The 26,724-nt window shown below is 52.2% G+C and carries 28 protein-coding genes; all 28 read left to right on the forward strand.

Features of this window, described 5'->3' with window-relative positions:
* Positions 1-17 precede the first annotated feature (17 nt).
* The 28 genes from fliF (at position 18) to LFE_RS01500 (ending at position 26,711) form a co-directional block, all read left to right on the forward strand.
* Positions 18-1,610: a flagellar basal-body MS-ring/collar protein FliF gene (fliF, locus tag LFE_RS01365; protein WP_014448485.1), complete on the forward strand. Its 1,593-nt coding sequence runs from the start codon at positions 18-20 to the stop codon at positions 1,608-1,610.
* Between the two features lie 15 nt (positions 1,611-1,625).
* A complete protein-coding gene (gene fliG, locus LFE_RS01370) occupies positions 1,626-2,630 on the forward strand; it encodes a flagellar motor switch protein FliG (protein ID WP_014448486.1) in 1,005 nt (334 codons plus the stop codon).
* Positions 2,623-3,282 (forward strand): FliH/SctL family protein, encoded by a 660-nt coding sequence (locus LFE_RS01375; protein ID WP_014448487.1) that lies wholly within the window; start codon positions 2,623-2,625, stop codon positions 3,280-3,282. Before fliG ends, LFE_RS01375 begins: the two co-directional genes overlap by 8 nt.
* Positions 3,279-4,625, forward strand: coding sequence for a FliI/YscN family ATPase (locus LFE_RS01380; protein WP_014448488.1), 1,347 nt, complete (start codon positions 3,279-3,281; stop codon positions 4,623-4,625). Before LFE_RS01375 ends, LFE_RS01380 begins: the two co-directional genes overlap by 4 nt.
* A 12-nt stretch (positions 4,626-4,637) precedes the next feature.
* The gene (locus LFE_RS01385) at positions 4,638-5,129 is read left to right on the forward strand and encodes a flagellar export protein FliJ (RefSeq protein ID WP_014448489.1); all 492 of its coding nucleotides are present in this window, start codon (positions 4,638-4,640) and stop codon (positions 5,127-5,129) included.
* Entirely contained in the window at positions 5,126-5,623 is a 498-nt protein-coding gene (locus LFE_RS01390) for a MotE family protein (protein WP_014448490.1), read from the forward strand. Before LFE_RS01385 ends, LFE_RS01390 begins: the two co-directional genes overlap by 4 nt.
* Before the next feature lie 14 nt (positions 5,624-5,637).
* Positions 5,638-7,302 (forward strand): flagellar hook-length control protein FliK, encoded by a 1,665-nt coding sequence (locus LFE_RS01395; RefSeq protein ID WP_014448491.1) that lies wholly within the window; start codon positions 5,638-5,640, stop codon positions 7,300-7,302.
* A 45-nt stretch (positions 7,303-7,347) separates the two neighbouring features.
* On the forward strand, positions 7,348-8,211 hold the full coding sequence (locus LFE_RS01400; protein WP_014448492.1) for a flagellar hook assembly protein FlgD: 864 nt from the start codon (positions 7,348-7,350) through the stop codon (positions 8,209-8,211).
* 46 nt (positions 8,212-8,257) lie between these two features.
* Positions 8,258-9,631: a flagellar hook protein FlgE gene (locus tag LFE_RS01405; RefSeq protein ID WP_014448493.1), complete on the forward strand. Its 1,374-nt coding sequence runs from the start codon at positions 8,258-8,260 to the stop codon at positions 9,629-9,631.
* 145 nt (positions 9,632-9,776) lie between these two features.
* Positions 9,777-10,280 carry a flagellar basal body-associated FliL family protein gene (locus tag LFE_RS01410; RefSeq protein ID WP_014448494.1) on the forward strand — a complete coding sequence of 168 codons (504 nt, stop codon included), beginning with the start codon at positions 9,777-9,779 and terminating at the stop codon, positions 10,278-10,280.
* A 50-nt stretch (positions 10,281-10,330) separates the two neighbouring features.
* Entirely contained in the window at positions 10,331-10,708 is a 378-nt protein-coding gene (gene fliN / locus LFE_RS01415; RefSeq protein ID WP_014448495.1) for a flagellar motor switch protein FliN, read from the forward strand.
* A gap of 40 nt (positions 10,709-10,748) precedes the next feature.
* On the forward strand, positions 10,749-11,225 hold the full coding sequence (locus tag LFE_RS01420; RefSeq protein WP_014448496.1) for a flagellar biosynthetic protein FliO: 477 nt from the start codon (positions 10,749-10,751) through the stop codon (positions 11,223-11,225).
* Positions 11,225-12,028: a flagellar type III secretion system pore protein FliP gene (fliP, locus tag LFE_RS01425; RefSeq protein ID WP_014448497.1), complete on the forward strand. Its 804-nt coding sequence runs from the start codon at positions 11,225-11,227 to the stop codon at positions 12,026-12,028. Before LFE_RS01420 ends, fliP begins: the two co-directional genes overlap by 1 nt.
* A gap of 150 nt (positions 12,029-12,178) precedes the next feature.
* Positions 12,179-12,451, forward strand: a complete 273-nt coding sequence (gene fliQ / locus LFE_RS01430; RefSeq protein ID WP_232502544.1) for a flagellar biosynthesis protein FliQ — start codon at positions 12,179-12,181, stop codon at positions 12,449-12,451.
* The gene (locus tag LFE_RS01435) at positions 12,448-13,248 is read left to right on the forward strand and encodes a flagellar biosynthetic protein FliR (protein ID WP_014448499.1); all 801 of its coding nucleotides are present in this window, start codon (positions 12,448-12,450) and stop codon (positions 13,246-13,248) included. The genes fliQ and LFE_RS01435 overlap by 4 nt, the downstream gene beginning before the upstream one ends.
* Positions 13,241-14,320, forward strand: coding sequence for a flagellar biosynthesis protein FlhB (gene flhB, locus LFE_RS01440; protein WP_014448500.1), 1,080 nt, complete (start codon positions 13,241-13,243; stop codon positions 14,318-14,320). Before LFE_RS01435 ends, flhB begins: the two co-directional genes overlap by 8 nt.
* Positions 14,313-16,415 carry a flagellar biosynthesis protein FlhA gene (gene flhA, locus LFE_RS01445; RefSeq protein WP_014448501.1) on the forward strand — a complete coding sequence of 701 codons (2,103 nt, stop codon included), beginning with the start codon at positions 14,313-14,315 and terminating at the stop codon, positions 16,413-16,415. Before flhB ends, flhA begins: the two co-directional genes overlap by 8 nt.
* A 3-nt stretch (positions 16,416-16,418) precedes the next feature.
* On the forward strand, positions 16,419-17,630 hold the full coding sequence (locus tag LFE_RS01450) for a flagellar biosynthesis protein FlhF (RefSeq protein WP_014448502.1): 1,212 nt from the start codon (positions 16,419-16,421) through the stop codon (positions 17,628-17,630).
* The gene (locus LFE_RS01455) at positions 17,631-18,503 is read left to right on the forward strand and encodes a MinD/ParA family protein (protein WP_014448503.1); all 873 of its coding nucleotides are present in this window, start codon (positions 17,631-17,633) and stop codon (positions 18,501-18,503) included.
* A gap of 111 nt (positions 18,504-18,614) precedes the next feature.
* Positions 18,615-19,334: a sigma-70 family RNA polymerase sigma factor gene (locus LFE_RS01460; RefSeq protein WP_014448504.1), complete on the forward strand. Its 720-nt coding sequence runs from the start codon at positions 18,615-18,617 to the stop codon at positions 19,332-19,334.
* 190 nt (positions 19,335-19,524) lie between these two features.
* Complete coding sequence (locus LFE_RS01465; RefSeq protein ID WP_014448505.1) at positions 19,525-19,902, forward strand: chemotaxis response regulator CheY; 378 nt, start codon at positions 19,525-19,527, stop codon at positions 19,900-19,902.
* 37 nt (positions 19,903-19,939) lie between these two features.
* Positions 19,940-21,805 carry a chemotaxis protein CheA gene (locus LFE_RS01470; RefSeq protein ID WP_014448506.1) on the forward strand — a complete coding sequence of 622 codons (1,866 nt, stop codon included), beginning with the start codon at positions 19,940-19,942 and terminating at the stop codon, positions 21,803-21,805.
* Between the two features lie 30 nt (positions 21,806-21,835).
* Positions 21,836-23,503 (forward strand): methyl-accepting chemotaxis protein, encoded by a 1,668-nt coding sequence (locus LFE_RS01475; protein ID WP_014448507.1) that lies wholly within the window; start codon positions 21,836-21,838, stop codon positions 23,501-23,503.
* A 51-nt stretch (positions 23,504-23,554) separates the two neighbouring features.
* Positions 23,555-24,094: a chemotaxis protein CheW gene (locus tag LFE_RS01480; RefSeq protein WP_014448508.1), complete on the forward strand. Its 540-nt coding sequence runs from the start codon at positions 23,555-23,557 to the stop codon at positions 24,092-24,094.
* Between the two features lie 6 nt (positions 24,095-24,100).
* A complete protein-coding gene (locus LFE_RS01485) occupies positions 24,101-24,880 on the forward strand; it encodes a flagellar motor protein (RefSeq protein WP_014448509.1) in 780 nt (259 codons plus the stop codon).
* 25 nt (positions 24,881-24,905) lie between these two features.
* On the forward strand, positions 24,906-25,712 hold the full coding sequence (locus tag LFE_RS01490) for a flagellar motor protein MotB (protein WP_014448510.1): 807 nt from the start codon (positions 24,906-24,908) through the stop codon (positions 25,710-25,712).
* A gap of 96 nt (positions 25,713-25,808) precedes the next feature.
* On the forward strand, positions 25,809-26,096 hold the full coding sequence (locus tag LFE_RS01495) for a hypothetical protein (RefSeq protein ID WP_014448511.1): 288 nt from the start codon (positions 25,809-25,811) through the stop codon (positions 26,094-26,096).
* Between the two features lie 27 nt (positions 26,097-26,123).
* Positions 26,124-26,711: a helix-turn-helix domain-containing protein gene (locus LFE_RS01500; RefSeq protein ID WP_014448512.1), complete on the forward strand. Its 588-nt coding sequence runs from the start codon at positions 26,124-26,126 to the stop codon at positions 26,709-26,711.
* Positions 26,712-26,724: the final 13 nt, after the last annotated feature.

Genomic DNA, 26,724 nt, shown 5'->3' on the forward strand with positions numbered 1-26,724 from the left:
TTGTGTGAGGGGCAAAGATGGGTGCTTTAAGAGATGTTCTGGGGAATCTTGCCAATCGATTTTCAGAGCTTTCCATGGCGAGAAAAGTTGTGGGAGGGCTTGTCGCTGCAGGATTGATCGCAATATTGATCGTATTTTCCCTGATGGGAAGACAAGGAGATTCTTCGGTCCTTTTCTCAAACCTGTCGCCGGGGGACTCGATGGAGATCCAGTCCCACCTTGACCGGTTGGGTGTTCCCTATCATGTCTCCAAGAAAGGCGCGCTGATCCGGGTTCCCTCAAAGGATGTCTATGCGCTTCGGATGCAGCTGTCTGATGAAGGCTTGCCGAGACATCACGGCGCGGGCTTTGACATTTTTAATCACCCTTCCCTTGCGACAACCGATTTTGCCCAGAAGGTTCAGTATCTTGAGGCTCTCCAGACAGAGCTTGACCGGACGATCGAGGAGATGCATCCAATCGCTCTGGCAAGGGTGTCGATCGTTCTCCCGACCCATTCCGTATTCCTTAGGGAAAAAAATGGCGCCCATGCCTCCGTTCTTGTTCGACTGAAGCAGGGAGAAAGCCTTTCGAGAGGTCAGGTCAACGGGATTGTCCATCTGGTTTCGAATGCTGTTCCTGGCCTTGTATCAAAGCATGTCACGGTCGTTGACACCGACGGAGAAATCCTGAACAGGAAGAAACCCTCCCTGATTCCCGGAGAATTGACCTCTGCCCAGCTAGCCTATCAGGAACATGTTCAAAAGCAATTTCAGGGACAGCTCCAGACGATGCTGGACAAGGTTCTCGGTCCGGACCAGTCGGTTGTCCGGGTGACAGCGGAGCTGAATTTTCGAAGGGTTGAGAAAACAAGCCAGAGCTACGATCCCAATGGAAGAGTGCTCAAAGACCGGGAAAAAGTTCGCCAGCAGTCCAAGGGGAGCCGTATCCTTCCGGTCGGGGTTCCGGGTCTCCTTTCGAATGTCACCGGTGCGACTGGAAAGGTTGCCTCACCTCCCCTTGGACCCCAGAATGGGTCAGAGACGAGTTTTTCAAAGAAAAAAGAGATTGATCATTATGATGTGAGCGAAACCACCAAGCATGTGATGGAACCGGTGGGAACGCTCAAGCGGGTTTCCGTTTCGGTTCTGGTCAACCAGAGGATGGTGGAGGTTTCCGGGAAAAAAGGGACAAAGATGGTCTACCAGCCGAGAAGTGCCCAGGAAATCCAGGATTTTACCCACATTGTCCAGAATGCGATGGGATTTGATCCTTCACGTGGCGACCAGGTGGTTGTCCTGTCGGTTCCATTTGCGGAGAATGTTGCCAGTGGTTCAAAAAAACCGGACCATAACCTTGAGTCGTCGATTGCCCCATTTGTTCCTCTTCTTGAGATATTCCTTGGTGGGGTTCTCCTTCTTCTCTTCGGGATCCTTGTCATGAGGCCCCTTTTAAAGAGCATGACCCAGTGGAAGCCGGCCATGCCAACCCTCCAGATGGCTGAAGGTCCATCCCAGGAAAGTGGAGAAGGAACAGCCAAGCCCTCTTCAAGGGAAGAAGTTGCAAGAATGACCCAGGAGGATCCGGGGCAGGCGGCTCAGGTCATCAGAAGCTGGCTGAAGGAAAAGTAGGACAGGGAGAGTCTTGTGGCAAAAAGGAAACTGTCAGGTCTTGAAAAGGCCGCAATTTTCATCGCGACGGTGGGGCCAGAGTCCGCATCGGAGATTTTGAGGAATCTCGAGGCGAAGGAAGTGGCTGTCATTTCGAATCTGATCGCCCAGATGGGAGATATTACACCCGAAGAGGTCGATTCGGTGATGGAAGAGTTCGGCGTTCTCTACAAGGTCACCAGGAATATGCCGAATGTGGGTGAGAAGTATATGAGGTCCATCCTCGAGAAATCCCTGGGAAAAGAGCAGGCCGACAAGATCATTGAAATGATGAATGATCAGGATGGGGGCAGCCTTCAGTCTCTCAAGTGGATGGACGCAAAGGCCATCGCGACTCTGATCAGGAAAGAGCATCCGCAGACAATTGCCCTGATCATCTCGTATCTGAATCCGGCACAGGCGTCATCCGTGCTGAACTATTTGCCAGAGATTCTCCGAGCCGATGTTGTTCTCCGACTGGCTACGATCGAGGACATCAACCCCCAGGTCGTCAAGGATCTTGAAGAGGTTCTGTCGACGGAAATGCAACTTCTGGGCTCGACACGGAGTGTCAGCGGATCCTCCCGGATCGAAAAGGTCGCAGGGCTTCTAAACGAGATGGAACGCAATTCTGCAGAAGTGGTGCTTGACTACATCACCCAGAGTGACCAGGAGCTTGCAGAGCAGATCCGGGCATTGATGTTTGTCTTCGATGACCTTCTGCTTCTTGATAACCGGGGAATCCAGCAGATTCTTCAGGCCATTCCAAGAGACGTCCTGACAAAGGCCCTTCGCGGGGCAGCAGAGCAGATCCGGGACAAGTTCCTGTCGAATATGTCGACAAGGGCACAGGCCACGTTAAAGGACGATATCGAGAATATGGGAGGTATTCCCCTTCGGGAAGTCGAGGCATCCCAGCAGGAGATCCTGAAAATCGTCCGTCGTCTCGAAGCCGAAGGAAAGCTTGTGATTGCCGGGAAGGGAGGAGAGAAGCTTGTCTGAGAACAGGGGTGTGGAAGAAAAAGACGGAGGCGGATTTACCGCCTGGAGTCCGGAGGGTTTTCAGACTCCGTCTCCCCGTTCTGAAGGAAAGCCTGTGAAAGGCGAGCGAGTGTTTGTGGATGAACCGGAGCTGAAGGGTGACCGGTGGCTTTTGGCGATTGAGGAAAAAGCCCGGGAGGAAGGTTATCGTGCCGGTTTTTCCCGGGGGCTTGAAGGAGCCAAAGGAGAATCCGAACCTTTTCGGAACAGTCTCATTGCCTGGTCGGAGGGGCTTTCGGGCGCTCTTGAGAAAAGCCTTGCGGACCACCTTGACGTCATGGCGGATATTGTCCTCGAAGCTGTTAGCAGACTGGTTGGAGAGAGTCTTTCAACCCGGGAGGGGGTCAGGAGCCTTGTCCAAAAGGCGATTGGAAAGAGAGCGGCGGATCTTTCCGGAGTTCTTCTTGTCTCTCCTGAAATGGAGAGGATGCTGGACAGCCTTGATCCTGATCTCAAGGGAGAATTGTCCCTTCGGAAGATTGAGATCCAACCGGATCCCGGACTAGGTCTTTCGGAGTTTTCCTTCCGGACAGAGTCTTATTCCGCATCGATCGATCCCCTTTCCGGAATCCGGGAACTGGAAATGATACTTCGGGAAGGTCTGGAAAAATGAGCGTCCCTGAAGGCGGGATTCTCACCAGGAAGATTGAAGGGATCCTTTCCGGCTGGACGGAACAGCTTTCGTTTTTCGATCCTGTTGTCGAAGGCGGTGTTGTCGTTCAGGGGGTGGGTTTGACGCTTGAAGTCCGCGGTCTTGATCTTGGGATCGGAGAGCTCTGTGAAATCAGGGGAGACAGGCCGATTCCCGCTGAGGTCATCGGGTTCAGGGAAGGACGGAGTCTACTGATGCCCCTTGGCGACTTGCGGGGAGTCCGTCCGGGCACAAGGGTCATCCGGAAGGAATCCCGCCCTGTCGTCCGTGTTTCAGACCGTTTTCTCGGCAGGGTTCTGGATCCGATGGGGCGGGCCATCGATGGGGGTGCCGATCCTTCCGGGGAAAGGTCCATGGCTCTGTACGGGGAACCTATCAACCCAATGGGGAGAAGAAGGATCAGCCATGTTCTGGATCTGGGAATCCGGTCGGTCAACTCTTTCCTGACGATTGGCCAGGGACAGAAAATTGGTGTTTTTGCCGGGGCAGGCGTGGGAAAGAGCATGCTTCTGGGAATGCTTTCGAAAGACGCGAAGGTCGATGTAACGGTCATTGCCCTCATCGGTGAACGAGGGCGCGAAGTCCGGGAATTCATAGAGAGGGATCTCGGGGAGGATGGCCTTGCCAAGGCGGTTTTGGTGGCGTCAACGGGGGATCAGTCGCCCCTTTTGAGAATTCGCGGGGCATTGATGGCGATGAGCATCGCCGAGTATTTTCGGGATCAGGGCAAATCCGTCCTTTTTGTCATGGACTCCCTGACCCGCTTCGCGATGGCTCTCAGGGAGGTTGGTCTTGCTGCAGGCGAGCCACCGACAACCCGGGGCTATACACCATCGGTTTTTGCCCAGCTCCCCCGATTCCTGGAACGTTCGGGCTGTGTCGACGGGGATGGTTCGATCACGGGGATTTACACGGTTCTCGTGGAAGGTGGTGATATGCCATCGGATCCCCTGTCCGAAGCGCTCGCGGCCATCCTTGACGGACATGTCATTTTATCGAGAGAGATGGCCTCAGAAGGAATCTATCCCGCAATAGACCTCCTTGAAAGCCGATCCCGGGTCATGAACGATATTGTGGATGAAGAGCACCGGGCAATGGTCCGGGAGTTTCTCAGGCTATATGCGCTCTACCGGAAGTCGGAGGATCTGATCCGGATAGGTGCTTATGTTCCCGGATCGGACGCTGATCTCGACAGGGCGGTCTATCTTTATCCGAGGATGAGGGACTTCCTGGAGCAGGATCGCAATGAGAGATACTCCTTCGAAGAATCCCTTGAAACACTCAGATCCCTTTTGGCCGGGTAACAAGGAGAAGCTATGGCATTTCCCTCGAGATATGAATCCCTTCGGAAATTGAAGGAGATTTCGGTCAGGAAGTCTGAGCAGTTGTTCATGGAGGCTCTCGGTATTCTCGAGCACAATCGAATGCTGCTCAAGAAACTTGACTCCAAGCGGGTTCAGAGTGTTGCCTCCATTTCCGGTCAGGAAGGCTCATTTGCACAGACTGTTTCCTGGCGGGCCCTTTGCTATGACTATGTCAATGCTGTCAGCGAGGAAATTCAGAGGGTGGAGGAAGAAATCTCAAAAATAGAGATTGAGCTTTCCCGAAGACGGTGCCATTGGCAGGAGGCAACGAAGGAGCTGAAAAAAGTCGAACATTTGATGGAGATAGAGCTTCAGGGCCAAAAAGATCTGGAGGCCCGGCGTGAGGAAAGGGTCAAGGACGATCTTCAGATGTCCCGCTGGGGAAAGGCTTCCAATTTCCAGCCGGTTTCCCTGTCTCTGGAAAAAGGGCAGGACGGTCGGTGAAGATCTGTCGGGGAGTTTTCGGGGGCGTCAGGGTTCTGACGATTCTTGTGCTTTGTTTTTCAATGTCTGGCCGGTTATTGGCCGCCCCGTCAGCTCAGGGACCAGCTCCGACGTCCTCATCTTCCGATGCGGGGAAGGGTGAGGAAACAAGACTTCTTGAGATGCGCCAGGATCTTGAAGCGGAGATCCAGAAAAATCAGGCGCTGGTGGATCAGATCAAGAAAGACAGGGAGTTTGAGAAAAAGCTGAAGACGGCAAAAATCCGGAACTTGACGACCATATATGAAAAAATGGCCCCACGGACGGCGGCCTCCCAGGTCAACATGATGTCCGATGATCTGGCGTTACTACTGATTGCCGGGATGAACCCAAGGAAGGCTTCCCGAATCATGCAGTATGTGGATCCAAAGGTGGCGATCCGTATCTCTCTTGAACTGTCAGGGCTGAAGTCCAAGAGCGGCGCCAGCAAAAATTCCACCGGGGCCTTGCCCTGAAAGGACCGTCCGCGATGTCAAAAATTGTTTCTTTGTTTGCTCCGCCAGTCGGGGCAGGAAAGCCCGTTTCAGGATCTTCCGGAAAAAAGGGGGTGAAGACGGACTCCCTGGTAAAAGAGGAGCCCCTGTCCCTTGGAGAGGCTGTTTCAGGAAAACCCCTCCGGAAGAAAAAGAAATCCTTTATGGATCATTTGCTGTTTCATGGAGAGGCCCTTTCTCCTCCCCCCGCATCTCCCAACGTATCCGGACCAGCCAAAAAGGTGGGTTCCGGGAAAATGGATCGGTCCATACCGCTCCTACCGGATTCTCCCGGTGTCTCTTTCAGAAGCTCTTCCCCGCATATTCCAAAGACGGCTTCTGTGAACGAGACATCTATCCCTTATCCGTCTCATGTCGTGAAAAATTCCGGGGGGGAAATTCCGAATCTACCGGCGGGAGAAGCCCCCGGGCAAAAAGTCCCGTTTCATGACAATATTTCGGATGCCTTGATGGCTGCTCCCGTTTCCGAAGCTCCGACGGCAAAAAAAGGGGTCTTTATCAAACCTGTTCCCGAGTCAGGGAGAAAAGTCACTTCCGGATCGCGGGAAATCGGTAGCTCTCAACCTTCTCCTTCGGAGCTCCTTTCCCGGACATCTGTCATGGGAGAGGGGCAGATTCCGGAAAAGCCTTCTGAGACTTTAACGGGGGAACCCTTTTTACACCGGAGAGACTCTTCTCTTTCAGGGCCGTTATCCCCCCAAACAAAATCGGCTGATGATGCTGGTGGAAAAATGTCCGGTGACGGGGTGCGTTCGAAGTCTCCCTTACCTGAACGGGATCCTTCGGCCATTCAGATGACCGATTCCGGAGAGACTCCTCCCAAGACGGCATTTGAGGACAAACCGTTCAAACGGGAATCCTCCCTTCTGCCCGAGCCCAAAATGGTTTTACCTTCTTCAGGCGAATCCTCTGTTTCGGATAATGGGGAGAAAGGGAAGGGTGCTTCAGGTGAGTTTTCTCCGGATATGACGAAGACTCCGGAAGGAAAAGGTGGTCCATCGGGAACATCTGCCGGTCCTGTGTTGGCGACTCTTCCCCTGACTGCGCCGGATTCCCTTCAACCGGCTGTTTCCGACCAACCTACGATCGATCAGCGGGAATTGGTTTCCCGGGTCATTACCACGGCAAGGCATGGGGGTGGCGAGATTTCCCTTCGTGTCCATCCTCCCGCTCTTGGGCCAATCCGGATACAGGTGCATGTTGATCCCAAGACCCGCGAGGTGGAGGTCAAGCTTTTCGCCAGGGACGAATCTGTCGGGGATCTTTTGAGGAGCAAGAGCCAGGACCTGAAGGGGGCGCTCTCCAGGGAGGGTTTTACAATGCACCAGTTTCATGTCGAAGGGGGAGGAGGGGATCTCGCGGCGTCTTCCCTTCCGATGGCTTCTTCAGGATTTTCCCAGGGAGGTGACTCTTCTTCCGGGCAGCCCTCAGGATCTTCTCAGGGAAATGGCGCTTTTTTGACCTCCGGTACGGGAGGGGGGTCCCCAGGATTTGCTCAGGGTGGTGATGGCAGCAGGGAGCGTTCAACCGGGATGCCTCATGCGGTTCCAGGGGCACCTGTCACCGAAGAGACCCCCTTTCATACGCCATCCGAAAGGTTGTCCGCAGCTGATCTGTCCGGGTTTCACAGGGTTGTCTGATCGGAGCCCGAAGATTCATTCATCTAATGCACAAGAGGTGGGAAAATGATCATCAATTCAAAAAGCTCAAACATAGACGAGATTCGCAAGATGTCCGAGAAGCGTCTGGCTCCAAAATCACCGCCGCCTCCGACGAAAAAGCTTGGAATGGGAGATTTTCTCCATCTGATGATTTCCCAGCTGCAATATCAGGATCCGATGCATCCCCTGAACAATACCAAATTTGCCGCCCAGCTGGCGCAATTTTCCCAGCTCGATCAGCTGACCCGCCTGAACAAGGGGGTGGGAGCGATCGGAAAGGATACAGGAGATGCCAACAAGATCGGTATGGTGGGATTTTTGGGTCAGGAAGTCACCGTTTCCGGGAACGGTTTCCATTTTGATGCCAAGGATTCCGCCCGGATGACCTTTACTCTGGACGGAGCCATTGCATCCGGATCTGTTCGCGTCTTTGACGCGTCGCATCATCTGGTCCGGACACTCTCCATGAAGCCTGCTCTGGCCGGTACACACTCGATCGAGTGGGACGGAGTCACCAATCATGGATCGATGGCTAGTCCCGGCAATTATTCATTTGAAGTTGAGGCCAAGGATGGTCGTCACCGGCCTGTTTCCGCAAATCCAGTGGAAACGGGTGTCGTAACAGGAGTGCTCTTTAAGGATGGCGCTCCGATCCTTGAGGTTGGCGGCAGGGAAATCGCCCTCAAGGATGTCTCGCATGTAGGCAAACCTCCTGGCCACAAGATGCAATCACCTCCGGCTGGGTCACCGGTTCTTCCGGTGGCCGCAAACCCGGCATCTGTCCTGCCGGTGAAGAGTCCGGAGGGACACATTCCCCCATCCGCTTCTCCTCCGGTTGCCACCGGAAGAGGGCCAGTTCAAGCCATTTCGGTAAACAAAAAGGCCTAGGAGAAGAAATCCTGGCCAAAAAGAGTTCAATCAAAAGGAGATCACAATGGGCGTTCTATCATCCATGTATGTTGCGACAAGCGGATTGAGTGCCATGGGAACCGACATGTCGGTTATCGGAAACAACATCACGAACATGAACACGATCGGGTTCAAACAGGGAAGGGCTGTTTTCGCCAATATCTACAGCCAGACACTGACCGGCCGCTCGAATTCGGTGAATAACTCCCAGCCGGGAACAGGTGTTTACGTTGATGGAATCCAGAGCGAATTTTCCCAGGGGTCCATTGAAAACACAAACAATGGTCTGGATCTTGCCGTCCAGGGAAACGGGTTCCTGACGCTCAGGACCAAAGCTGGCGCAAAGGTCTTCAGTCGCGCAGGAGAGCTTGCTCTTGACAAAAAAGGTCGTATTGTCGATCCGGATGGACGTGTCCTTCAGGGATATCTTTACAAGAACGGAAAAATGGGAAGTTTACTGTCGGATATCTCTGTGCCCCAGTCGACGATTCCTCCGAAAGCGACCCAAAATGTCTTTTCAAGAATCAATCTTGATGCCGGTATTACGGAAAATCTCAAATCGGCACAATCTTTTGAGAAGTCCACGAATATTTTTGATTCCCTGGGGATCCAGCACCTGTTGACCTACAAGTTCCATCCTACATCGGTTGCGGGACAGTGGGCTTTTGAGGCGAAGCTCGACGGGGCGGCTGTGACCAAGGGCGGAGGTTCGATTTCCTATATTCCAAAGGGTCACAAAAGGTCGATTTCAACCAAGGGAATGGTGGGACTCATCAACTTCGACGGAAACGGAAATGTGGCGAGTGTCAATTATGGGGGAACGCCTGTCAAAAGGGATAATAACGGTGTTTCCCATGCCCGGTATACGACCTCCCTCGACGACAAGGCCAAGACACCGGTCACCCTTGATATCGTCATGCCCAAACCGGGAGAAAAAGTTCGTTCGAACCATATCAATGGTGTGACACAGCAGGTTCTCGACCTGACGCAGTACAATGCTCCGGCGGCGACGATCGAGGAGACCCAGGACGGCTACAAGTCGGGGGATCTGAACAACCTGGCGGTTGACCGGGCCGGCAAGATTGTCGGATCTTTTACCAATGGCGTCCAGAAGGTTCTGGCGGGTCTTTCGATCGCGAATTTCAACAATCCAAGCGGTCTCGCCAGTATCGGCGGCAATGCCTATGCGGAAAGCATCGCCTCAGGGGTGCCAAGCTACGGTCAGGCGGGTGTCGGTGGAAGGGGGACGGTATTGGCCAACTCGCTGGAACTTTCCAATACCGATCTTGGTCGTCAAATGGTTGACATGATTACCGCCGAAAGGGGATATCAGGCCTCCGCGTCGGTGATCGCGACAGACAACACGATCATGAATACACTTCTGACCCGTTTGGGTTAATATCCCTGTAAAAAGGGAAAGATTCAAAGGGAAAGGGAGGCTTCGGCCTCCCTTTTTTATTGCGTTCAGGGGGAAGCAATCTTTCTGGTATCATTATTGCGTATTCAGGACAGGAAAACGGAAATATCCATCATGAGGAGGAACAATGGCCGAAGATTCAGAGAATGAAGAAGAGGGAGCGTCTCCCGCGAAATCCGGCGGAAAGAAAAAGCTGATCATCATAGGGGCGGTGGTCGTTTTGCTCCTGGGCGGCGGGGGAGCTTTTTTCTTTCTTCACCACAAGGGTAAAAAACCTTCCGAAGTCCCGATGTCTCCCAAAGAGCTTGAAGGTCTCGTCAAGAAAAATCCCATTGTCGACCTGAAATCCTTTGTGGTGAATTTGGCGGTCGCTCCCAATGCCCTTCCCAAATATTTGAAACTGAAGGTGGCGCTCAAGCTCAATAATCCGGAGGTGGCAAAAGAAATTGAATACCGGATGCCCGAGATCCAGAATATCATTCTGATCCTTCTGGGATCGGAGACGGAGGAAGACCTGTCTTCAACCGGTGGAAAACTGGCCCTCAGGAATCAGATCCAGCACCGGATCAATTCCATTTTGACCCTTGGTCGGGTGAGTTCGGTTTACTTTACGGAGTTTGTGATCCAGTAACCGGTACCGGAAATGAATGGCTCCCGGTCCAAAGAGAAAGGATTTCGAGAATGTCTGATGAAGAGATCGATCAGGAAGCTCTTGCCGCGGCGTGGGAAGCGGATCTGACCAAAAATGATGCTCCGGAGCCGGAAATCAGTCGAGCCGATATGGGCAAAACAACAGAATCTCCTGAAAATATTGATTTTCTTCTGGATGTTGCCCTGACCATTTCTGTTCAGGTGGGAACGGCAAAGATGTTGATCAAGGATCTTTTGCAGCTGGGACAGGGATCGGTCGTCGAGCTTGAGAAGCTTGCCGGAGAGCCCATGGAGATTCTTGTCAATGACAAGCTTATCGCCCGTGGAGAGGTCGTTATGGTCAATGACAAATATGGTGTCCGGCTGACCGATATCGTCAGTCCTGTGGAGCGGGTGAGAAGTCTGTGAGAGCTTGCGGTTCTGAATTCATTTATCCATGGAGTCCCTGATGATCAATCACGTTCATGCACACGCTCCCTCGATGATGATGATGGGGGTTCGCCTTTTTGCCTCTTTCTTTTTTGTCCTGCTTCTTTTTTTGGGAGCGGTGGCGCTCATCCGTTATCTTCAGCGAAGGGCCCCTTCTCTCAGGAGGGAAAACAGGGATTCGATCGAGGTCCTGACAAGTTGCACTCTGGCGCCAAAGACGACCCTTTCGGTGGTTTCGGTCAAAGGAGAACAGTTTTTGATCGGAGTGACCCCGACTTCTGTCAATTTGCTTTCAAGACTTGGTGGAGGAGAAAGTGGCCAGGGTGTGGCCGGTATCCCGGTCCAAGCCGAAAAAAGGATCTCGCCTGACCGTTCTGAGGAGCCGGAATTTTCAAAAGGGGATAATAAAAGCTTCGATCATCTTCTCAAGGAAACGGCAAGCCGGCTGAAAGAAGGACGGGAATCTTCCTCCAATGGAAGAAGGTGGAGTGTCTGATGCTGTTTCGACCTCTGATTCGCCGGTTCTCTTTTCTGGTTTTGTTTCTGTCTGTCCTTTCGGTATGGACCGCCCTCCCGGATATGGCATGGGGAAGCAATCTGTCCGTTGCTCCGGTTGCCCAGCTTCCGGAGCTTTCCCTCAAGTTCGGCTCTGACAATGGCCAGCCAAGCCAGGTGGCAATGACCGTTGAGCTTCTGCTCATGCTGACGGTCCTTTCCCTGGCCCCTTCCATTTTGATCATGATGACTTCCTTTACGAGAATTATCGTTGTCCTCTCCTTTCTTCGCCAGGCGATGGGAACAGCACAGGTGCCTCCGAATCAGGTGATGATCGGACTGTCTCTTTTCCTGACCTTCTTTATCATGGCTCCGGTCTATAAAACAATGGATGATACCGCCATTACTCCCTACCTTGAGAAAAGGATGGCTCCGGATGTGGCGTTGACCGAGGCGATGAAACCGGTCCGGAATTTCATGATGAAGCAGGTCCGCAAGAAAGATCTGGCGCTCTTCATGAAGATCGGACATCTTCCGGAGAAGGTCAAAAGTCCTGACGATATTCCAACGTATGTGCTGATTCCCGCATTTGTGATCTCCGAGCTGTCGACCGCTTTTGAAATGGGTTTCATGATCTATCTTCCATTTTTGATACTGGATATGGTGGTCTCCTCGGTCTTGATGTCGATGGGAATGATGATGCTTCCTCCCACTGTTGTCTCCATGCCTTTCAAGATTCTTCTGTTTGTTCTGGTGGATGGCTGGTCCCTGGTTGTCGGGTCTCTTGTGCAAAGCTTTCACTAGACTCCCCCGGCAGGGGCGGCCCTCCTTCCCTCATGATGTCCCATTCCGTCTGATTTTCCTTGAAAACTCTGCTTCCCATTGGCATGGCGATTGCTTGATCGAGCATGTGAATTCAAAAAAGATGGGATTTTGTATCTGATGAAGGGAGCCATGATGGATCCGCAAACGGCGATTGACCTGACACACGATGCACTGAAAATGGCCATGGTGCTGACATTCCCCATCCTGATCGTGAGCCTTGTCATCGGTATTGTGGTCAGTCTGTTTCAGGCAGTGACCCAGATTAACGAAACGACTCTTTCCTTTTTGCCGAAGGTGGCAGGAGTGGTTGGAGTGCTGCTGATCCTGATGCCTTGGATGGTCCGTCAACTTCTTGACTATACGCAAGATCTTTTTGGACGTCTTCCGGGGATTACCCAGTGAATCTTCTTCAGACGCTCGCGGGATGGAATCCCCGGGATCCGGTGACGTTCATGCTGATCCTGTCACGGGTTTCAGGAATGGTTGTCAGCATGCCGATCCTTTCTTCCAGAGCCATTCCGGTCAAGATCAAGGCGTTGGTTTCGATGGCGCTGGCCTTTTTGATGTTTCCTCTTGTCAGAAGGGATATGACTCCTTATCAAGGGGCATTTTCCTCGTGGCTGATCGGTCTTTTTTCAGAGTTTGCAACAGGTATTGCCATTGGATTTTCGGCGTATCTGATCTTTTCGGCGGTGGCCCTTGCGGGAGAAATGGCCGGGGTCCAGGTGGGTTTTGGAATCGTTGATGTGATCAATCCCCTTGGTCTTGCCGAGGTTCCCCTTCTCGGGACATTTCAGAACAGTGTTGCGTTTCTGGTTTTTCTGGCGACAAATGCCCAATACGCGATGATCTGGGGATTGGCCGAATCCTTTCGATGGGTTCCTCTGGGAGGAGGCAACTTCGGGCCTTTCTTTTTCGAGGGATACCTTTCCCTTTTTGGCCGATTCGTGGAATTGGGATTTGTTCTGGCTTCCCCCTTTCTGGTGGGGGGAATTGTTCTGAATCTGGTGATGGGTTTCCTGTCGAAAATGATGCCGCAACTAAATTTGTTGACATTGGGTTTCCCGCTCCTCCTTCTGGGGGGGCTTGTCCTTTTTATGGCATCTTTGCCTTTTTTTGGGAGCGTTGTGGAACATGCCTTTTCCAGAATGGAATCGAATCTTCCTGATCTCCTGAAGCTTTTGGGTTCCCATGGCTGAACAGGACTTTCAGGAGAAAGAAGAAGAACCCACTCAAAAGCGCCTTGAAAAGGCGCGTGAGGAAGGTCAGGTTGCCAAAAGCCGCGAAGTGGGGATCTTTTTCTTTCTTCTGGCCTCAATGGCTTTCCTCTCCTTCTCCGGAGAGAGGCTGCTTTTGGGGTTGAAAGGACAGATGGCAGGTTTCTTTACCGCTTCAGCCCATCCGTTCATTACGCCTGATTCCATTACGAAGATTCTTGGGTCGGCCATTGTCTCCTCTTTTCGCGTCGGACTTCCTGTCTGGCTTCTGTTTTTGGGGGCAGGGGTCCTGGCAACCCTGATTCAGGGAGGCATTTCCTGGTCCCCCAAGGCATTGGCTTTAAAATGGGACCGGATCTCTCCGGCGAAGGGGTTTGGAAGGATCTTTTCCTCCCAGTCGGCAGGAGAACTTGTCAAACACATTCTCAAGATCGCAATCGTCATGGGGGTGACGTTCTGGTTTTTGAGAAGTGACTGGGAGGGGTTGCCTGCTCTTGGGGGAACAGGAGTCCACCGGGTGATCTCAAGCCTTTCAATGATGATCAGGGATGTCCTTGTCAGGCTTTTGCCCATTTTTCTGATTCTGGCCATTCTGGATTACGGCTGGCAGAAATTTTTCCTTCTCCGGAAACTCCGGATGTCCAGGGCAGAGGTCAAGGAAGAATTCAAGGAAAGTGAGGGAGATCCTCAGGTCCGTCAGAGAATTCGGTCCATTCAGAGAGCGATGGCAAGACGGAGGATGATGGCCAAGGTCAAAAAGGCTACGGTGGTGATCACCAACCCCACTCATTTCGCCATCGCGATTCTCTATGACATGGATACGATGGCGGCTCCGGTGGTGGTTGCGAAGGGTCAGGATGAAATCGCCCTGAACATGAGAAGGGTGGCGAAGGAAGCGGGGGTTCCCGTGATTGAAAATCCTCCTCTGGCCCGGACTCTTTATGCAGCATGTCCGGTTGACAGGGAGATTCCGTTTGTCTTTTACCAGGCGGTTGCCCAAGTGTTGTCGGTTTTGTATGAAAAAGGAACATTGTCAGGAGTGAAACATGGCTGAACAAGTCGACCGGCCGGTCAAGCCAATGGCTTCCGGTAACTCTTCCGATTTTTTCGTGATCGTTGGCGTTGTTGGAATTCTTTCGATCATGATCGTTCCCCTACCACCCTTTCTTCTGGATTTTCTCCTGGCAGGAAGCATCTCGTTTTCACTGATCATCCTGCTGGTTGCGATGACCACCAGAAACCTTCTGGAATTCAGTATTTTTCCGACCATTTTATTGTTGTCGACCCTTTTCCGGCTTTCGCTCAATGTAGCCTCGACGAGGCTGATTCTTCTCCATGGGCAAGACGGGACCGAAGCGGCAGGACATGTGATCGAGTCATTTGGCCACTTTGTCGTCGGAGGATCTTATGCAGTCGGTCTCGTCCTTTTTGTGATCTTTGTAGTGATCAACTTCATGGTGGTCACCCGGGGTGCCGGGCGTATCGCTGAGGTCGCCGCTCGATTTACTCTCGACGCACTTCCCGGAAAACAGATGGCCATTGATGCCGATCTGAACTCCGGATCGATCAAGGAGGAAGAGGCCAGGAAGAGGCGAAAGGAGCTTTCCAGGGAATCAGAGTTTTTTGGAGCGATGGATGGAGCTTCCAAGTTCGTTCGCGGAGATGCTATCGCGGCGATCATGATTCTCCTTGTCAATATTCTCGGAGGGTTGCTCATCGGTCTTTTGATGAATGGTCTTTCTCTTTCCGATGCCTTGCAATTCTATACGACGCTCACGATTGGAGAAGGGCTTGTCGCACAGATCCCCGCCCTGATTGTGTCGGTTGCGGCCGGTATTGTGGTGACCAGGGCCGGTACCGGAAATGACCTGGGAGTCGAGATCAGGGATCAGGTGTTTCACAGGAGCCGGGCAATGGCCGGAACATCCGGGATTCTCCTTTTTCTGTCAGTCGTTCCGGGTCTTCCCCATCTGGCCTTTCTGGCTCTTGGTTCGACTATCGGACTGATGGCCTATAGCCAGATCAGCGGAAAGAAAAAGCAGGAGGAAAAACGGATTGAATCGGAGAAGACCCAGGTCAAGCCTCCTGCACCGGAAAATATTGAAAGCTACCTTTCCCTTGATTTACTGGAGCTCAATGTTGGGTATGGACTCGTTCCCTTGGTCGAAGGAGGGGAGGGGGCTGATCTCACGGACCGGATCCGGGGGATCCGGCGTCAGCTGGCGGGAGAGCTTGGGATTATTGTTCCCCCTATTCATATTCGCGACAACCTTCAGCTTAAGCCCAATGAATACCTGATTCTGCTCAAGGGAAATCCGGTCGGTCGCTGGGAGCTGAAAAATGGATCTCTTCTGGCCATGAATGCGGGAGGAGATTCAGGCAGTCTCGATGGGGTTCCGGTCAAGGAGCCGACCTTTGGCCTTGACGCGGTGTGGATTGATTCGGACAAGAGGGAGATGGCGGAAAGCCTCGGCTTTACGGTTGTCGATCCTGTGACGGTTCTGTCTACTCACGTGACGGAAATCATACGAAGCCATAGTGCGGATCTTGTCGGGAGACAGGAAGTGGGGCGCCTGCTTGAGGCCTTGTCCCAAGACTACCCCAAGCTTGTGGAGGATCTGATACCGGGGCAAATTTCTCTGGGTGTGCTGGTTTCGGTACTTCATGGGCTGTTGTCCGAAAGGGTTTCGATCAGGGATTTGAGGACCATACTGGAGTCGCTTGCCGATCAGGTTTCCTCCGGTCGGGATGCCAAGGATGTGACATCTCTGACAGAAGGAGTCCGGCAGTCTCTTGGACGATCAATTGTCAATCCCTACCTGTCCGGCAAACTCAGAAATCTTCAGATCGTGAGCTTTGACAGGGGATGGGAAGAGGTGATCCTGAAACAGGCGGCTCATTCCGGAGCGGCAGGGCTTGTTCTTGAGCCATCCTTGGCACAGAAGTTGCTGTCAAGTCTGGGGAGCGTTCTTGAGAGCCAGGGTCGGCGTGGTCTCCAATCTGTCCTGATGGTTGCTCCCCAGGCCAGAGTTGGGCTCAAGAGGCTTCTGGAAAGATATTTCCCTTCTCTTGCGGTTATTTCACCACTTGAGGTACCGTCGGATATCCCGATCGTGTCCTCGGATGTTATTCGTTACCAGGAGGTCTAGGCAATGCTCATTCGCACATTCGAGGGCCAGGATATGAGTGAGGTTCTCCGGAAAGTGAAGAGGGAACTTGGTTCGGAAGCGGTTATTCTGGATTCCAGGGAAGGAAGGACCGCGACTCGTGGAAGAACCTCCGGTGTTGTTGTGACAGCGGGGCTTCCAGAGATGGATCCCCCCTGGATGAATGATGTCCGGCATTCTGGAAAAAGTCCCGCTTCTCCGGATCCGGTTGAAGATGAACGGACCTCCCTCCGGAGGGAGGTCGAGTCCCTTCGGCTGGCGCTTCATCGTATGGAAGAAGAGTGGGGAACGGGGACAAGGGAAACGGTCCAGTCTCTTGCCAGACAGGTCGAGGCTCTGATCTCCGAAGGAGCCAGGAATGTTCCGGATCAGCCGGTGAATGAATCGGTTGATTCCCTCGCGCTGGCTCGAGAGATTCTTCTCCGTCAGGGGATCGCTCCGGAAGACGGGCAGGCCCTTCTTGAAGCGCTTTCCGATCTGACCCTGAATGTGGGAGAGATCGGGGACGAGGAGCGCATCGGTTCTCTTTTGCAATTTCTGGTCGCAAGAAATATCCGCACGTCAGGATCTTTTCTGGACCGCATCCGCCACAATAATCCGGTCGTCTGTGTTTTTGCAGGTCCATCCGGAGTGGGCAAGACAACGACAATCGCAAAACTTGCGGCAGGATTTACCATACGACACGGGAAAAAAGTTCTTCTCGTAAACCTCGATACTTACCGGATAGGAGCCCTTGAGCAACTGAGAATCTATGGCGACCTGATGGGGCTTCCGGTGGAGGTCGCATCGACTCCCGAGCGTCTGGTCTCCATCATTCGGGATGCGAGGGACAGGGAACTGTACGATGTGATCCTGGTGGACTCAGCAGGTGGTCTTTCCGGTGATGACACAAGAATCCATCCGTTTGTATCGGCCCTTCTACTGGAAGATCTGAACCTTTCTGTCTCTCTTGTCCTGTCTGCCTCCCACAAGACAAAAGATATCGAAAAATCCATTTTGCTCTACCAGTGTCTGGCTCCAAACAACATGATACTGACCAAGCTCGACGAGACCGAGTCCCTTGGATCGCTCTACCCCATTCTATCCAGGGCACCACTTCCTGTATCCTATGTGACGATGGGGCAGCGTGTTCCCGATGATATCGATGTTGCCCATTCAGGTCGCTTGTCCCAGTGGATTATTGGAGGATTCAGATAGATGGCAGACCAAGCCGAAGGCTTGAGACATCCGGGAGCTCCGGAAGGACCTCCCCAGAGGAAAGGTCCCCCTCCCCGGATCCTTGCGATTACGAGCGGAAAAGGTGGAGTCGGAAAAACCAATGTTGCGGCCAATCTCGCATATGTTCTTGCCGATACGTTCAAGAAACGGGTTCTGATTTTTGATGCGGATCTTGGACTTGGAAACATGGATATCCTATTCAACCTTCATCCTGTTTTTACCCTGAAGGACTTTATTTCCGGTTCTGCGGAGCTTTCACAGATCATGATCGAGGCGCCAGCAGGTATCAGAATTATTCCGGCAGCCTCCGGAGTGGAGTCCCTGACTCAACTTTCACCCGAAGAACACCTCAGGCTGATTTCGGCCTTTGACCAGATCGATGAATCGGTGGATATCCTGTTGATCGATACCGGTGCCGGGATTTCCGAGAATGTCCTGACCTTCAATCTGGCCAGTCAGGAAACAATGATTGTGGTGACTCCAGAGCCAACGAGTCGCACAGACGCCTTTGCCCTGATGAAGGTGCTGAACCGGAGACAGTCGGGAAAACCTTTTCTCTTTCTGGCCAATATGGTCAGGGACAGGAAGGAGGCCCTTGAGCTTTTTGATCTGGTATCAAGGGTTGCCGACCGTTTTATTCCGGGCCTGAATCTTTCGTTCGGAGGTTACCTTCCGATTGATCCTTCCGTGACACAGGCTGTTCGCAATCAGAGGGCATTGGCGGAGATGCTTCCCGGAACTCCTTTTGCCTTGGGAATGCGACAGGTTGCGAGGGATTTCCTTTCAAGGCCGCCGCGTGAAGGAGTGAGGGCAAGTATCGGTCTTCTGATGAAGCGTCTTCTGGAGCGCTAGTGCAGTGGAGAATCTGTTCTTTGTGGGTGTCGGGAGTGTCAGGGGTGGTCGAGAGCTGTTTGGAGGTTGTTTTTCAACCGATAAGATGCTTGATATGAAAGGTGATTGGCCATGATGGAACTTGATGAGGCCAGCCTGAAAGAGTTTGCTGTAACCATAAAATTTTTTGCGATGAGATATGCCCATCGTCTTCCGCCGGAAATCGATGTGGATGATCTTGTCAGTGTCGGGATGACAGGACTGATCGATGCGGCGAAACGATTTGATCCTTCAAGGGGGATCAAGTTCAAGACCATGGCTGAGCATCGGATCAGGGGTGCGATGCTTGACGAGATCCGTTCGGCCGACTGGGTGCCACGATCCGTCAGGGAGAAAGCTTCAGCCGTTCATGCCGTGCGGGAGACTTTGCGTGCAACCCTCCTGAGGGAGCCCAGTGACAGCGAGATGGCGAAAGCACTTTCCTTGCCTCTCGATGAGTATCTGACACTCGAAAATGAAATCGAACCTCATCATCTTTATTCGATTGAAGATCTGTTCGAGATGGAGGATGGTTCAGGATCGTCCATATTGGATCGTCTGGTGGTTCCGGGGGAGGCCGATCCGCTTTCGGAGTTTCTGAAGAGTGAAGAGTCGACCCTTCTTGAAAAGGCTCTGGATGCCCTTCCGGAAAAGCAAAGACTGGTCCTGTCCTTGTATTACTATGATGAGCTTTCCATGAAAGAGGTTGCTGCGGTTCTTGAGGTGAGTGAATCCAGAGTTTCCCAGATCCATACCCTCGCGATCAAGAATTTGAAAAAAGCGCTTCTCTCTTCCGGTCATAAAGAGGGCTGATCTCTTTATATTAACCTTTAAATGCGTATGAAAAAATGGTAGATTGGCCCATTGCCATATCTGTCATGTAAGGGTGTCGTTCCTTGCTATGTGCGGGATTGACTAAAACTTGGCCGCGGATTTTCTTTTGAGATTGTTCTGGACTGATCGGGGATCTTCGGCTGTCGCATTTCTGGGGGTATACCACACAATGGATTTTAAAATGAAAGTGCTGGTTGTTGACGATTTTTCGACGATGCGCAGAATCGTGAAAAACACTCTTCGTCAGATCGGATTCGTCAATATCGAGGAGGCCGAGGATGGGCAAAAGGCTTATGACAGACTTGTTTCTGAAAAATTTGATTTTGTTGTTTCAGACTGGAACATGCCGAATATGACCGGAATCGATCTCCTCAGGAAGGTAAGGGCAACTCCCTCCATCAAAAGCATCCCGTTTTTGATGGTGACAGCCGAAGCCAAGCAGGAAAATGTTGTTGAGGCAATCAAGGCTGGTGTTTCAAATTATATCGTCAAGCCTTTCACTGTGGGGACCCTTCAGGAAAAGGTTGCAAAGATTTTCAAGGAATAATCATTGGCTGTTGTCTGATTCCTCAGGGGGGTGACCGGTGGCGGAAGGGTTTGATAATGACGAGATGAAGGAAATTGTTCAGGAGTTTCTTGCCGAGGCGCAGGAGATGCTTGAAGGTCTCGACAACTTTTTTGTCCAGCTTGAGGCAAGGCCGGACGATACATCTCTTCTGAACGAAATTTTTCGGGCTGCCCACAGTATTAAGGGATCCGCAGGTTTTATCGGCCTGACGCGGATTGTTGAGGTTGCCCATCATGCCGAAAATGTCCTGAATCAGTTGAGACAGGGAATGATGAAGGCAGAGCCGGCGGTGATCGATATCATTCTGGAAGCAATGGATGCTCTGAAGCTTCTTCTGGAAGAGGTTCACACGGGAGTTCAGGCCGATGTGGATATTGATACCCTCACGATGAAGCTTGACCTTCTTCTCCAGTGGGGAGAAGACCAGGCTTCATCTCATGAATCAACGGGGCCGGCCGTTCCGGATTCCGAAGAGGCGGGAATGGTTGTTCCCCCCGAGGACCCGGAAGAGTCAGAAACAGAAGAACCCGCTCCTCCTCTCCCTGCTAAAGTCGCTGAAATCGTATCACGTGATCCTTCTCCTGCCGTCTCTTCTCAACCCTCTCCCTCCGCTTCTGCCCAGACGGAAGGGGCCGCGCCGCAATCCTCGGGAGTTGAGGTGGATCAGACGATTCGGGTTGAGACCTCGCGACTCGACAATGTCATGAATCTGGTCGGAGAGCTCGTTCTTGGCCGCAACCGGCTGGTTCGTCTCGCCACCGATACCAGTGGGGATGAAGATTGGGAAAAACAGCAGAAGGATATCGCTGAGGCGGTCATTCAGTTGTCCAGGGTGACAACGGATCTTCAGCTGGCGGTCATCAAGACCAGAATGCAGCCCATCAAGAAGGTTCTTGGAAAATTCCCGAGGATGGTCAGGGATCTGTCGAGAAAATTGGGGAAAGAGGCTCGTCTTGAGCTGTCCGGAGAAGAAACGGAACTGGATAAATCCGTTATCGAGGAGATCGGCGATCCGCTTGTCCATATTATCCGGAATGCGATCGATCATGGTCTTGAAATGCCTGAGGAACGTCTTGCCGCTGGGAAAAGCCCTGAAGGCGTCGTCCGGATTTCTGCCTATCAGGAGGGAAATTCCATTGTCATCGAGATTTCAGATGACGGTCATGGTGTCAATGTGGACAGGGTCCGCAGAAAAGCGATCGAACGCAATCTGATTTCGGCGGCGGATGCTGACCGGATGACCACTGAAGAGCTGGTCAATCTCATCTTTTTGCCTGGATTCAGCACTGCCGAAAAGGTGACGGATGTCTCCGGCCGTGGTGTCGGAATGGATGTGGTCAGGACGAATATCAACAAGATCAATGGCACAGTCGAGATCCGCTCCCAAAATGGACTGGGCTCGACATTTGTGATCAACCTGCCTTTGACCATTGCCATTATCCAGGCGTTGATGGTCGCGATCGGGGATGAAGTCTATGCGGTACCGCTTCAGTCCGTTGTGGAAACGGTCAAAATCACTGAATCGGATATCCGGACACTCTCGGGAGCTGAAGTTTTAAATCTCCGGAATCAGGTTTTGCCACTCCTGAGGCTAAGGGATGAGTTCAAAATCCCCGGTGAGGCCAATGAATCTGCAGGAAAAAACCGTTATGTGGTTGTTGTTCAGCTTGGCTCCCGCTCCGTAGGTCTTGTTGTCGAGGCACTTCCATACCAGGAGGAAGTGGTCATCAAGAGTATGGGGCCAATCCTGTCAGGTATCAGGGGAATGGCAGGGGCAACGATTACCGGCGATGGGAAGGTGGTTCTGATTCTTGATGTCGGTGAGATTTTGCAAGATATCCAGATCCGCGGCCATCAGGGGGTATCGGCCGTTTCCCGATAGAAGGGTTTGTCCGGGGGTAGGGGAGGTCGATTGAAATTACAGGGAAAGATCCAGCTGTCCGTGTTTTTGATTCTGCTCCTGTTTCTTTCTGTGACGGGGGTACTGACGATCTATAAGGTTTCGGGTGATCTGATGAATCAGGAGGGAAAACGATCCGAAATGATGGGACAGTCCATCATCGGTAGCCTTTCGACGGTGATGATGTCGGTCAATGCACCAGTCCTTTCTCAGAAGGTTATAGAGGATCAGAAACATCTTGAAGGGATTTTGAGGGTTCAGGTTCTTCGGCCATCCGGCAAGCAGGCGTTCTATGACAACAAGATGATTGATCGGGTCAACGCATGGAGGCATTACGATGCCTACGCCCGTCGTTCATTCTTTTCCCGGCCCAAGAATGATTCTGGCCGTCTGGGGCAGGATTCCCGTTTCAAGAATGTTCTTTTATACGGTCGTGCCGTTTCATATCAGGAAACAGTTGATGGAACTCCTGCACTGACCCGGTTACTGCCGATCAAAATGTCCAATAACTGTCTTCTCTGCCATGGATTCCAAAAGGATCAGCCAGTCATGGCGGTTCTCAGGATCAGTACCCCCCTGACGGCTTTCAATCATTCGAAAAATTCCATGATCATGGAGATTTCCATATTGTCACTTGCAACGATGATTGTTCTCTCCGTCCTTCTGTCCATTACGATGAGAACCCTTGCCATCCGACCGATTCAGGAGATCGTTTCAGTGATTGAGCAGACGGCCCAGGGGGATCTTACCCGGACCGTCCAGCCCAGAACCGGTGACGAAATCGGAAGCTTGATGACGCATTTTAATGAGATGGTCATGAAGATCCGTGAAGTCGTTATAAAACAGCGGGAAGAAGCCTCCAGGGTCATGCTGATTGCCAAGGGTATCATCGGAAAGCTTGACGGCATCCGCTCCAGGACGGACCATGAGGCCGAAATGATTGCCGGTGCGGCCGAAGCCACGGAAAAGCTATCCGGATCGATCCGGTCTGTGAGCCAAAATACCCGCTCCCTGGCAGAACTCTCCACGAAAACCGATCGGGAAGCCCTGAGGGGACTGGAATCCATTCAGAGGGCCGGGCAGGAACTGACACGAATTTCCGGAGTCGTCTCCGATGCGACCAAAAGCATTTTGGAGCTTGGCAAGTCCTCCGAGGAAATCTCCCAGATCATCACCATTATTGACGAGATCGCCGAGCAGACCAATCTCCTTGCCCTCAATGCGGCCATTGAAGCCGCACGTGCAGGGGAGCAGGGAAAAGGATTTGCTGTCGTTGCCGACGAGGTTAGAAAACTGGCGGAAAGAACGACACTTTCCACGCGGGAAATTGCCGAGACGATAAAGTCTATTCAGGTTCAGACCGAAAAGTCGGTAAGGGTGATGTCTTCGGGATCGAAGGAGATGATCGATCTGATGGGGGTGATGGAGGAGGCTTCCACACTGCTCTCCGGAATCACCGCTTCCGTCAATCAGGTGACGATCCGTGTCAACGAGATCGCCGAAGATTCTGCCCGACAGAGTGAAGCGGTTTCCAATGTGACAGAAGCGGTGGAAAGCTCCTCCCGCGGAATTCAGCTGATCCGTCAAAATGCGAAAGAGTCCGCTGATGCCGGGGTGGAGATGGATTCAAGAATGAAAGAGCTTGAACGATATCTCGCGCAGTTCAGGACGGATGCCTGATTTTCTATTCGAATGGTTTCTTGTTCTCAAAATGAAGGAGGCAATTGTCCAATGAAGGAACTTTCGACCGACAGATCCATTGAGCCATTCTCCCCGGGATCTCCGTCGGGGACAGACTTTGCTGATGGATCAGATGAGATCCTCCAACTGGTCAGTTTTACCCTTGCAGGGGAAAATTATGGATGTGAAGTCATTCATGTTCAGGAGATCAACAGGCTCTCGGATTTGACCCGTGTGCCGAAGGCTCCCCACTATGTTGATGGTGTGGTCAATCTCAGGGGAAAAATTCTGCCGGTGATCAACTTCAGAAGGCTTCTCGGATTTCCTTCCGCATCGGAAGTGACCGAGGATATGAGAACGATCGTTGTGAATGCGGAAGGGATTCTTGCGGGTTTGACGGTGGACTCGGTCAACCAGGTCATCAGGATTCCCAGAAAGGATATTGAAAACCGTCAGGACTTCAATATGGCCGGAAGTTTTGCGGATGCCATTACCGGAGTGGCCCATCTTGATGATTCCCTGGTAACGATTATTGATATCATGAGCCTTCTCAGAAGACACCAGTCTGATGTTTCAGGATCCGGGCGCTAAAAGACCATGGATATCACGACCCTTCTGGGTTTCTTGATCGGTATCGGTGGAATTCTCGGCGGGGCAACGATGGAAGGTTTGCCTCTCGGGACCATTTTTCAGCTGACAGCTGCCATTATTGTGTTCGGCGGAACGATTGGCGCGACGATGGTGACGACACCCCTTCCACAGGTCATTGCCGCAGTCAAGGGGATTCCCCGGCTGTTTTTGAATTCAAAGTCCGATCCGGTGCCCCTTATCCTGAAAATCGTCGAGCTTGCAAAAGTTTCACGAAAGGAAGGGTTGTTAAAGCTTGAGGCCTATCTTGAGGATCCATTTATCAAGGCCAATGGATTTTTCACCCGCGGTGTCAGAATGGTGATGGATGGCACGGATATCGCCAAGGTTCGCGAAGCTCTTGAAGGAGAATCGTTCTATATGGAAGAGGAAGAGGGCGGAGCTGCCAAGGTTTTTGAAGCCGCTGGCGGGTATGCTCCGACGATCGGAATCCTTGGGGCGGTTCTGGGCTTGATCCATGTCATGAGCAACCTCTCCGATCCGAACAAGCTTGCTGAAGGGATCGCCACTGCCTTTGTCGCCACGGTGTATGGGGTGGGTTCTGCCAACCTGATCTTTTTGCCGCTTTCTGGAAAGCTCAAGATCAAGAATCGTTCCGAAGGAAAGTTCCGGGAAATGATCATTGCTGGACTGGTCGCAATCGGTCAGGGGGAAAATCCGAACAACATCCAGGATCTTCTGGCAGGATTCCTGAGCGAGGCGGAACGGGTTCATCTGCCTTCCACCTGAGTCATGATTTAGGGAGCGAAGGACAATGGCTAAAAAAGCCCGTCATGAAGAACATGAAAATCTCGAGAGATGGCTTGTTTCCTACGCCGATTTCATCACCCTCCTTTTTGCCTTTTTTGTGATGCTGTATGCGATCTCTTCCTTGAATACCGGAAAGTTCAGGGTCATGTCCAACGCCATTACCGCCACATTTCAGCACAAAAAGGTGATTGGGTCGACTCATGTGATCATTCCGAAGGACAATACCATGCAGTCCGGAAAAATCACTCCTCAGACACAGGCGGTTATGGTGCAGGCCATGCAGCTTATGGTGGAGAAATCCTCCCAAAAAGGGGATATGCAGGTTGTCCAGACAAAACACGGAATTGTGCTCAGAATTCAGTCAAAACTTCTGTTTGAGTCGGGACATTCAAAAATCCGTCCACAGGCATTGCCTGTCCTGAAAAAGGTAGCGGGAATTCTCGCAAAGTCTAAAAAAGAAATCCGGATCAGCGGTTATACGGACAATCAGCCCATAAGGACATCCAAGTATCCCAATAACTGGGTCCTTTCCACGATGAGGGCCGTGAATGTCCTGACCGAGCTGATTCGTGAAGGTCCTCTGGATCCAAGGAGGGGAGGTGCTTCGGGGTTCGGGCGTTTTCGTCCGATCGCTTCAAACATGACCGCGTCCGGACGAGAAAAAAATCGTCGTGTAGAGATCCTGATCCTGAACAGGGAGTACCACTCACCTACTGTCCTTCCGCTGGCTGATTCCGGCCCTGGTCCCCACCGGACATTTCCAAACCAGAAGCAAGAGCATTCAAAGCCGCTACCTCCTCCGGAGATTTGAAGAATTCCCGGATGTATGATAGAAGGAAGTCATTGAAAGTCCGGGAAGTCGCATGATTGATCTTTTGTGACCTCCGGATAGAGATGGAGGTCCAATATGAGTATCTTGCCGACAGTGGGTGTTCAGCAATCGATTGAGCAGATACCGGCGCTGATTCAGGCTTCTCCCCCTTTTAATCCCTCTCTTCCTGCCGTTTCCACGATGGCTCTCGCTATTTCCGAGGTGGAAAAAATCAGGGAGGTTCATCCCGTTTCCCTGTCCCGGGAGGATGCCGTTGGATCGGGTGAGGAGGAGGATGCCACAGACGAGAAGCAAAAAGACCAAGAAAATGAGCCGGATGCCGTTTATCCCCGGTCAAAAGGACACCTTGATCTCAGGGTTTGATCGATCGTCAGAACGTGAGGGGAGTCTGTGGGGTTTGATCTGATGCAGGGTGTTCTCGATTTGATTTTTTTGGTTGCGGGTGCGATATCGATCGTCTACCTTCGTGTTGTCCGCATGAGAATGCGTCAGCTGGCGATTGATAAAGGCCGGCGTTTGCCTGGGAAAAATACGGTCGATCCCCCTGTCCAATCGGTCAGTCCCTCTGCTGTTTATCCCGTCCAGAGCCCGAGGAAGGATGCCATTGCCACGGGAGACAACCGGGAGGTTGCCCAGATGAAGAGTCTTCTGGCCAAAATGACAATGGAACGCTCCAGGCTTCAGGTGGCATTTTATGATGCAGAGAGAATGCTTGAGGATCTGGAAAATTTTCAGACGGGACCTTCTTTTCATTCTCCTGTCCCGCCACAGGATTCTCATCGGGAGACCTCTCAGGTTCTGGAACCGGTAGTTCCTGATTTAAGGAAGTCGTCTCCGTTGACTGACCAGGAAAAGGCTGTTTCCTGGTCCATGTCGGGTCAGTCGATTCCTGAGATTGCAAAAAGGCTCGGCCGAAGTGAAGGGGAGGTGGAGTTGATTCTGGGAATGGCAAGGCTATCCGGTGGAGGTGTCGGATAGCCCGGGAGAGTGT

It is taken from the genome of Leptospirillum ferrooxidans C2-3 (genome assembly GCF_000284315.1).
Taxonomy (GTDB): domain Bacteria; phylum Nitrospirota; class Leptospirillia; order Leptospirillales; family Leptospirillaceae; genus Leptospirillum; species Leptospirillum ferrooxidans.